The organism is Arthrobacter sp. GCM10027362 (assembly GCF_042679445.1).
Lineage (GTDB): Bacteria > Actinomycetota > Actinomycetes > Actinomycetales > Micrococcaceae > Crystallibacter.
This window is the reverse complement of sequence record NZ_JBHTML010000035.1, coordinates 19,573-27,484: the sequence shown is the minus strand read 5'-3', so window position 1 is coordinate 27,484 and position 7,912 is coordinate 19,573. Positions and strand designations below refer to the sequence as shown.

The following is a 7,912-nucleotide window of genomic DNA, read 5'->3' as shown; positions in this document are numbered from 1 at the left end:
TGGCCCGAGGCGGCGCGGGAGGGCGGGTCCCTGCTGCCCCGGGCGCCTCCGGGGTTGCAGGCCCCGGGGACGGCGCGCGGCCGCTGGCCAGCAGGATGCCCAGGTAAACCAGCAACAGCCCTGCCGGCAGATTCCAGTTTAGCGGCTCGTCCAGCAGCAGCGCCCCCCAGCACCCCGACCACCGGGGTGAGGCAGGCGGTCATGGCCGCGCGCAGGGGCCGGCGCGCTACAGGTCCAGAACCAGGCGCCGGCCCCTGCAGCGGGAGACGCAGATCATCATGGTGTCCCCGGTTTCGTGTTCGTCCTCCGAGAGCAGGCTGTCCCGGTGGTCGGGCTCGCCGGAGAGCACCCCCGTCTCGCAGGTGCCGCAGATGCCTTCCCGGCAGGAATTCGGCTGGTTGATGCCGGCCGCTTCCAGCGCCTGCAGGATGCTGGTGCCCACCGGAACCACCACTTCGGTGCCGCCGGCGGTTTCGACGATGAATTCGTGATCGCCTCCGGCCCAAGAAGCGGACCCGGCCCCAGGTCCGGCCGGGTCGGCGGTGAAGCGCTCGACGTGCAGGCGCGAGGGGTCTTCCCAGCCGCCGGCGATGGCCTGGAGCGCATTCAGCAGCGGCCCGGGCCCGCAGGCGTACACGTGGGTGTCCGGGTCCAGGTCCGCCAGCAGCCCTGCCAGCGGGTAGAGCCCGCTCTCGTCGTCGGCATGGAGGTGGACGTCGCCGCCCAGGGCTTCCAGTTCCCGGGTGAAGGCCATGGAGCTGCGGCTGCGGCCCAAGTACACCAGCCGCCAGGGCGTGTCGCGTCCGGCTGCCTCGCGGAGCATCGGCAGGATCGGGGTGATCCCGATGCCGCCGGCAATGAACAGGTAGCTGCCGGCGCCGGCCAGCGCGAAGTTGTTCCGCGGGCCGCGGACCTGCACCTTGGTGCCGGGTTTGAGCTCGTCATGGATGTAGGCGGAACCGCCGCGGCCTGCCGGTTCGCGCAGGACGCCCAGCCGCCAGCCGGAGCGGTCCGACTGTTCCGAGCACAGCGAGTACTGGCGCAGGATGCCGTTGGGCAGCAGCACGTCGATGTGGGATCCGGGGGTCCACGCCGGCAGCTGCCGTCCCAGCGGGTGTTCCAGGCGCAGCGAGACGACGCCGTCGGATTCACGGCTGACGGAGCGTACCTCGACGTCAAAGAATTCTTCAGTCACGGCTATAACCACCCGATTGGTCTTGGCCGTGCTGCACCGGCGCAGCACGGCACGTGTGTTTGTCGGTTACCCGGGGAACTATTCGGCAAGCACCGAGGCCAGGAAGGACCGGGTGCGCTCGTTCTGCGGGTTGGTGATGACCTCGCGGGCAGGGCCTTCCTCCACGACGTAACCGTCGGCCATGAAGACCACGCGGTCGGCGACGTCGCGGGCGAAGTTCATCTCGTGCGTCACCACGACCATGGTCATGCCGGTGCCGGCCAGGTCCTTCATGACCTTCAGGACTTCGCCCACCAGCTCCGGGTCCAGCGCCGAGGTCGGCTCGTCGAAGAGCATCAGCTTCGGCTCCATGCACAGCGCGCGGGCAATGGCCACGCGCTGCTGCTGGCCGCCGGAGAGCTGGCGCGGGTAGGCACCGGCCTTCTCGGCCAGGCCCACCTTCTGAAGCAGCCCCATGGCGCGGGCGGCGGCAACAGCCTTCTTCTCCCGGCGCACCAGCCGCGGGGCCTCGATCAGGTTCTCCAGCACGGTCATGTGCGGGAAGAGGTTGAACTGCTGGAAGACCATGCCGACGTCGGTGCGGGCCCGGCAGATGTCGTTGTGGCTCTGCTCGTGCAGCCTGGTGCCCTTGAGGTCGTAGCCGACGATCCGGCCGTTGACCCACATCCGTCCGCCGTCCACCGTCTCCAGGTGGTTGATGCAGCGCAGGAAGGTGCTCTTGCCCGAGCCGGAGGGACCGATCAGGCAGACCACTTCGCCCGGGGCCACCTGCAGGTCGATGCCCTTGAGCACCGCGTTGGACCCGTAGTTCTTGCAGACCGAGTCCGCCCTGACCATCGGCTCGGCGGTTCCGGGAGTGCTCATCTGCGTCCTCCTTTCAGCGCCAGGGCGTCGTGGGTGCCGAAGACCTTCTTCAGCTGCTGCAGCGGGGTGGGCGGCAGGGTGCGCCGGTCCCCGCGGGCAAAGCGCCGCTCCAGGTAGTACTGGCCCACCGAGAGGACGGAGGTGATCAGCAGGTACCAGAGGCTGGCCACGATCAGCAGCGGGATGGTCTCGAAGTTGCGCGCGTAGATGATCTGCGCGGAGTACAGCAGCTCCGGGACCGAGATCACGGAAACCAGCGCGGTGGTCTTGAGCATCCCGATGGTTTCGTTGCCGGTGGGCGGGATGATCACGCGCATGGCCTGGGGCAGCACGATCCGGCGCATGGTCTGCATCCGGGTGATGCCCAGGGCCTCGGCGGCCTCGGTCTGCCCGTGGTCCACCGACAGGATGCCGGCGCGGACGATCTCGGACATGTAGGCGCCCTGGTTCAGGCCCAGCCCGAGGATGGCCGCGGTGATCGGGGTGATCAGCTGGTTCGCGTCCAGGTGCACCCCCGGGATCCCGAAGCTGATCACCGGGTAGAGCGCGGCCAGGTTGAACCAGAACAGCAGCTGCACCAGCACCGGGGTGCCGCGGAAGAAGTTCACGTACGCGAACGCCGCCGTGCGCACCACCGGGTTGGCCGACAGGCGCATGACGGCGAAGACCACGCCCAGCACGATGCCGATGAGCATGCTGATCACCGTCAGGCCCAGCGTGACCAGGATGCCGCGGCCAATGGAGACATCGCGCAGGTACAGTCCGACGACGTCCCAGCCGAAGTTCGGATTGGTGAACACCGAGCGCAGCAGCAGGGCGGCGGCCAGGACGATGACGGCGGCCGAGACCCAGCGGCCGGGGTGCCTGGCCTTGACGACGGTATAGCCGTCACCGGCCGGGGCCGCCGGCTGGGTCCGGGTGGTCAATGCAGTCATGGGAGGCCTGCCCGTCCGCTACTTCGCATCCAGCGCGTCGGCGGTGATCAGCACCGAATCCGGAACGCCCCACCTGGTGCCCATGTCCTGGTAGTGGGTGCTGCCGATGATGCCGCGGGCGGCCTCGGTGACGGCTTCCTGCAGCCCGGTCTTCTTGCCCAGGGCGATGCCGAGGGGGATCGGGTCGTAGTCTTCTCCCGTGGCGAGCTCGAACTTGCCGCCGGCCTCCCGGGCCTGGTAGGCCAGGGGCACGCTGTCGGCCACCACGGCGTCTACGCGGCCGGAGCTCAGCGCGAGGTTCGCGTCGGTCTGGCCCGGGAAGTTCTGGATATCGATGGCGGCCTTGCCCGCCTTGGTGCATTCCTCGGAGAACTTGGGCAGGTACTCCATGGACTGGATCGAGCCCTTCTGGCCGGCGACCTTCTTGCCGCACATGCTCAGCGGGTCCATGGTGATCTCCTGCGGGTTCCCCGGCGCGACGGCGACGCCGGAGCCGGCGTTGAGGTATTCGACGAAGTCCACGATCTTCTCGCGTTCGGGGGTGACCGAGAAGGCCGACATCGCCATGTCGTACTTGCCGGAGGCCAGGCCGGGCAGGATGGTGTCGAAGGTCGCCGGCACGTGCTCGACCTTCAGGCCCAGCGCCGCGCCGACGGCGTCGGCGAAGTCCACGTCGTAGCCGATCATGGTCTTGTTGTCGGTGTCGTAGTACTCGAACGGGGCGTAGGTCGGGTCCGAGGCGACCTTGAGTACCCCGGCCTTGCGGAGATGCTCGGGCAGCAGGGCCTGGGCCTTCTCATTCAGCGGCACCGCGGCGGCTGGGGAGGCAGCGGCGGTGGTGGCTGCGGCGGTCCCGGCGTTGGCGGAGCCTTCGGAGGCATTGGTGCAGGCGCCCAGCGACAGGGCCACGAGCACCGAACCGGTCAGCAGGACGGAAGTTTTGGAAAGTCGCATTGTCTACCTTTCATGGGCCGGAAGGAGGATTCGGCAGGTTCAGCCGGGCCGGCTCCAGTGGAGCCGGGTGCTGCCGGGGCTGCAGCGCCGGCGGTCAGGGCACCCACCGCAGCGCCGTGGCCTTGCGGGGCGTGAGCAGGATCGACTCGCCGCCGGCGTCGCGGCCGGCCAGCGACAGCCGGAGGGTTTCCGGGTCCTCGCCCTCGACAAGGAACACATCGCCCGGACGCAGCCAGCGCTCCCACGGCCCGGTTTCGGCGGCCACCAGCGCCTCGCCGGCCAGCCCGGCGATGATCAGCTGCTCGCCGGCACCGCGCTGGAGCACGCCGGTGTAGCTGCCCTCGTAGCGCCGGCTCTGCGAGGCGATGTAGTCCGCGTCGGCGTCCAGGGACACCGCCGGCTCGTCCGCGGACTCATCCAGCTCCACGGTCCAGCGCCAGGGGTCGCCGCGGTCGGCCGAGTCCGGGCAGGCGGCCAGGATTTTGGCGCCGGATTCGGCGGAGACTTCCCCGCCGAGGGCATTGGCGCGTATCAGCATCCACATGCCGGGCCCCTATGCCGTCCGGGCGGGTTCACGGCGCGCGGCACCGCTGCCCGTGTTGGCGGTCCCGGCCTGCTGTTCCTTCTTCAGCAGCGCCGCCAGGATGCGCCGGGCCTTGGCCACGCCGCCGTCCTGGGCGATCAGCACGTCGAATTCTCCCTCGGGGCGGGTCTGCATGCCGATTTCCTGCGCTTCGAGGGCCGAGGCATCCTCGTCCAGCACGGTGGCCAGGCCGGCCCGCAGCTCCTCCGTGGCCTTCTCGTCATCGACGGCGAAGTTGCGGCTGAAGGCGTAGTAGTACCAGGAGTTGTGCTCGTCGATCGGGGTGATCCCGTTGAGCACCTTGATCAGGTAGCCCTCTTCCCGGGGCCGGCCCTCGCCGGTGATGCCCGAGTGAAGCACGTGCAGGTTCGGGACGAAGAACTCGGTGCAGTGGAAGCGGTCGAACAGCCCGCGCGCATCCATGGTTTCGGCGTAGAGCGGCGGGGCCGCCACGGAGGGCATCAGCCGGTCGACGCTGACCACATTGCCCTCGACCTCCACGGTGATGCCGTGCTCGTAGATGTAGTCGTCGCCCACGGTGCTCTTGTGCAGGAAGGACTCGTGGGTCAGGTCCAGCAGATTGTCGTGGATCAGGTCCGCCCGGCACTTGAAGTGGTACGAATGCGTCACGGTGGCCCATTCCGGATCCACCATCCAGTGGGTGTCGGGCACCTGGGCCGGATCCGCCAGGTCCGGGTCCCCGGTCCAGACCCAGATCCAGCCGTCCTTTTCCACCAGCGGATACTTGCGCACCCGGGCGCGTTCGGGAATGGTGCTCTGCGCCGGCACCTTGGTGCAGGCCCCGTCCGGGCCGTAGGTAAAGCCGTGGTAGCCGCACTCCACCGAGTCACCCACGGTGCGTCCTTCCGACAGCGGGAAGGCCCGGTGGGCGCAGCGGTCCGCCAGCGCGACCGCCTGGTTGTCCTGGGTGCGGAACAGGACGATGGGCATTTCGCAGATGACCCGGCGGACCGGTTTGCGGGAGACTTCGGTGGACCAGGCGGCCACGTACCACGTGTTCAGCACGTACATCTTCGACTCTCCTTTGAGTGTGGTGTATACACTGTATTCAGAGTCAATTGCACGGTCAAGGGTTTCATGGAAACGGTCCGCGGCGCCCTCGTTCCCCCCGGGCTTTCCGTTCCGGAAAGCCCGGGGGGAACACTTCGGGATCGCTTCGGGCATGCAAGAATTGGGACGTCGGAGAGGATGCACATGAGTGGCTTGCCCAATGACCTGCGGCCGTTGGCGGTGCGGGTCTACGAACAGCTCAGCGCCGACATCATCCACGGCGTGATCAAGCCGGGCACGGCCCTGGCCCAGGAACAGGTGGCAGCCCAGTACGGTGTTTCGCGCACACCGGTCCGCGATGCGCTCACCCAGCTGACCCTCGAGGGACTCACCAGCCTGGTTCCGGGCAGGGGCTACCTCGTCAACGAACTGGACGACCGCGAGGTCGAAAACGTCTTTGAGGTCAGGTACGCCCTCGAATCGCTGGCCGTCCGGCGCGCCATCGGTTCCTACACGCCGCAGCAGCTGCTCCGCCTCGGCAGCCTCGTCGATGAAACCGAGATCACCGATCCGGCCGACACCGAGGAAATGTTCCGCCTCGGCCGGGCTTTCCACCTCGACTTGGTGGCGCCCTGCGGCAACGACTTCCTGGTCGGGGTGCTCACCTCGATCTGGAAGCATCCGATCCAGCAGCGCATTACCCTGACTTACCGTCACGGGGCCGGGCACCGGGCCAAGGTGGTCAGCGACCACCGGGGCATCGTGCAGGCGCTCAAGGACAAGGACGCGGATAAGGCCGTCGGGATCCTCAGGCATTGCCACGACGTCAGCGACCCGAACCGGGACTAACGCCGGCACGGCCATCGCCTGCCGGATGGGTCGCTCAGACCGTGCAGCCGCATGCCATGGGTCGGGCCGCTGTGGTGCGCAGTGCGCCGGGGAGCCCATTGGCAGGATTGTGCCCGGTGATGCGGCGGCCTCCCTCGCAGGTCGGCTCGGCCCTGGCGGGAACACCGAATCCCGGCCCGCAAGGCATGTTTTCCCTGGGAGCCGTTGTGCTTAATCGATAAATCTCCTAGCTTCGCCTTACTGATTGCCTGCGGCAGTTGGTCAGACCCTCCGGGTTCCGGAGGTCAGCGTGTTTATCGAATTCTGCTTCCGGCTACCGGCCGTTTGGCCAGAACCTTAGGAGAATGAATGAAAAAGAGCACATTGGTCTTCTCGCTGGCGGCAGCGGCAGGGTTTGCAGCCCTGTCCGCGGCACCTGCCCTGGCCGTAACGGCCGCCTACCCGAACTGCAGCGCTGCAGCAGCAGCGGGTGCATACAACATCCAGGCCGGTTCACCTGGCTACGGTGCCCATCTCGACAGCGACGGCGACGGCGTCGGCTGCGAGAACGGGAACATGGCCTACTCACCCGCCCCTGCCGCTCCGGTGGAAGCACCCCAGGTGGGCCAGCTGCCCGTCGGAGCCCCCGATACCGGCGTAACCCAGGAAGGCACCAACGACCTGGGTGCCCTCGTCCTCGGCGGCGGCCTTGTGCTGGCAACGGCAGCCGGCGGAACCTGTCTGGTCCGCCGCCGCGGCGCAGGCCAGGCGTAGTCCTGCCCCGCTGACCGGACCTGTAGCCACACATGATCAGTTCAACCAGCGGCCTCCGCAGAAGCCGGCCGGCATCTGCGGCGGCCGCCCTGCTACTTCTGGCCGGCTGCGCGAACTGCGCCTCCGCGCAAGTCGAACCTGCGGTCGCACCACCTCGTGCAGCTTCGGCGCCTTCACCTGCAGCAGCGAAGACGGCCCGGCCGGCCTCCACACCCGCAGACTCCGGGGCGGGGAACAAGGCACAGGCCCGGCCGCCGGTCATGGCAGCATCCGTGCCCCGGTCTCTGAGCATTCCTGCCATCGGTGCCGAATCCGGACTGCTGAAGCTCGGGCTGCAGGATGACGGTTCCCTCGAAGTGCCTCCCGGTGATCCCGGCTCCCCGGCCGGCTGGTATATCGAATCCCCCACCCCGGGAGAACGCGGACCGGCGGTCCTGCTCGGCCACGTCAATTCCTACGGCGGGGCACCGGGCGTTTTCGCCCGCCTGCGTGACCTGAGGTCCGGGGACCTTATCGAAGTCGCGCGCGAAGACGGCACGGCCGCCGTCTTCGCGGTCCGCCGCGGCGAGCAGTACCCCAAGAACGCCTTTCCCGCACAGGCCGTCTACGGCAACACCGAAGGATCCGAACTGCGGCTGATCACCTGCGACGGCTACAACCCCGCAACCGGCCAGTTCGACGACAACTATGTCGTCTACGCGGAGCTCGTCACCTGAACGGCCCGGCCTAAGGTCCCGTCCCGGACCTGCGGTTCGTTGCCGGCAGGGG

At 68.3% G+C, this 7,912-nt stretch carries 9 protein-coding genes; 3 read left to right on the top strand and 6 right to left on the bottom strand.

The genetic code is table 11. The features are described from left to right. Positions 1-226: 226 nt before the first annotated feature. From ACFQ36_RS07845 to ACFQ36_RS07820, 6 genes are all read right to left on the bottom strand, one after another. The gene (locus tag ACFQ36_RS07845; protein ID WP_377012304.1) at positions 227-1,195 is read right to left on the bottom strand and encodes a PDR/VanB family oxidoreductase; all 969 of its coding nucleotides are present in this window, start codon (positions 1,193-1,195) and stop codon (positions 227-229) included. Positions 1,196-1,273: 78 nt separating this feature from the next. Then, entirely contained in the window at positions 1,274-2,059 is a 786-nt protein-coding gene (locus tag ACFQ36_RS07840; RefSeq protein ID WP_377012302.1) for an amino acid ABC transporter ATP-binding protein, read from the bottom strand. Continuing rightward, a complete protein-coding gene (locus ACFQ36_RS07835; protein WP_377012300.1) occupies positions 2,056-2,994 on the bottom strand; it encodes an amino acid ABC transporter permease in 939 nt (312 codons plus the stop codon). Before ACFQ36_RS07835 ends, ACFQ36_RS07840 begins: the two co-directional genes overlap by 4 nt. Positions 2,995-3,012: 18 nt before the next feature. After that, a complete protein-coding gene (locus ACFQ36_RS07830; RefSeq protein ID WP_377012298.1) occupies positions 3,013-3,948 on the bottom strand; it encodes an ABC transporter substrate-binding protein in 936 nt (311 codons plus the stop codon). Between the two features lie 94 nt (positions 3,949-4,042). Further along, the gene (locus tag ACFQ36_RS07825) at positions 4,043-4,492 is read right to left on the bottom strand and encodes a hypothetical protein (protein ID WP_377012296.1); all 450 of its coding nucleotides are present in this window, start codon (positions 4,490-4,492) and stop codon (positions 4,043-4,045) included. 9 nt (positions 4,493-4,501) lie between these two features. Further along, positions 4,502-5,563, bottom strand: coding sequence for a Rieske 2Fe-2S domain-containing protein (locus tag ACFQ36_RS07820; RefSeq protein ID WP_377012294.1), 1,062 nt, complete (start codon positions 5,561-5,563; stop codon positions 4,502-4,504). A 183-nt stretch (positions 5,564-5,746) separates the two neighbouring features. Between ACFQ36_RS07820 and ACFQ36_RS07815 the strand changes: the two genes are divergently transcribed. The 3 genes from ACFQ36_RS07815 (at position 5,747) to ACFQ36_RS07805 (ending at position 7,860) form a co-directional block, all read left to right on the top strand. Beyond that, entirely contained in the window at positions 5,747-6,391 is a 645-nt protein-coding gene (locus ACFQ36_RS07815) for a GntR family transcriptional regulator (RefSeq protein ID WP_377012292.1), read from the top strand. Positions 6,392-6,739: 348 nt separating this feature from the next. Further along, positions 6,740-7,144 (top strand): excalibur calcium-binding domain-containing protein, encoded by a 405-nt coding sequence (locus tag ACFQ36_RS07810; RefSeq protein ID WP_377012291.1) that lies wholly within the window; start codon positions 6,740-6,742, stop codon positions 7,142-7,144. Between the two features lie 260 nt (positions 7,145-7,404). After that, complete coding sequence (locus ACFQ36_RS07805) at positions 7,405-7,860, top strand: class F sortase (protein ID WP_377012290.1); 456 nt, start codon at positions 7,405-7,407, stop codon at positions 7,858-7,860. Positions 7,861-7,912: the final 52 nt, after the last annotated feature.

Coding starts and splice junctions, on each gene's coding strand:
- ACFQ36_RS07840 (WP_377012302.1), bottom strand. CDS start 2,059: ATGAGCACTCCCGGAACCGCCGAGCCGATGGTCAGGGCGGACTCGGTC.
- ACFQ36_RS07830 (WP_377012298.1), bottom strand. CDS start 3,948: ATGCGACTTTCCAAAACTTCCGTCCTGCTGACCGGTTCGGTGCTCGTG.
- ACFQ36_RS07810 (WP_377012291.1), top strand. CDS start 6,740: ATGAAAAAGAGCACATTGGTCTTCTCGCTGGCGGCAGCGGCAGGGTTT.
- ACFQ36_RS07815 (WP_377012292.1), top strand. CDS start 5,747: ATGAGTGGCTTGCCCAATGACCTGCGGCCGTTGGCGGTGCGGGTCTAC.
- ACFQ36_RS07835 (WP_377012300.1), bottom strand. CDS start 2,994: ATGACTGCATTGACCACCCGGACCCAGCCGGCGGCCCCGGCCGGTGAC.
- ACFQ36_RS07805 (WP_377012290.1), top strand. CDS start 7,405: ATGGCAGCATCCGTGCCCCGGTCTCTGAGCATTCCTGCCATCGGTGCC.
- ACFQ36_RS07825 (WP_377012296.1), bottom strand. CDS start 4,492: ATGTGGATGCTGATACGCGCCAATGCCCTCGGCGGGGAAGTCTCCGCC.
- ACFQ36_RS07820 (WP_377012294.1), bottom strand. CDS start 5,563: ATGTACGTGCTGAACACGTGGTACGTGGCCGCCTGGTCCACCGAAGTC.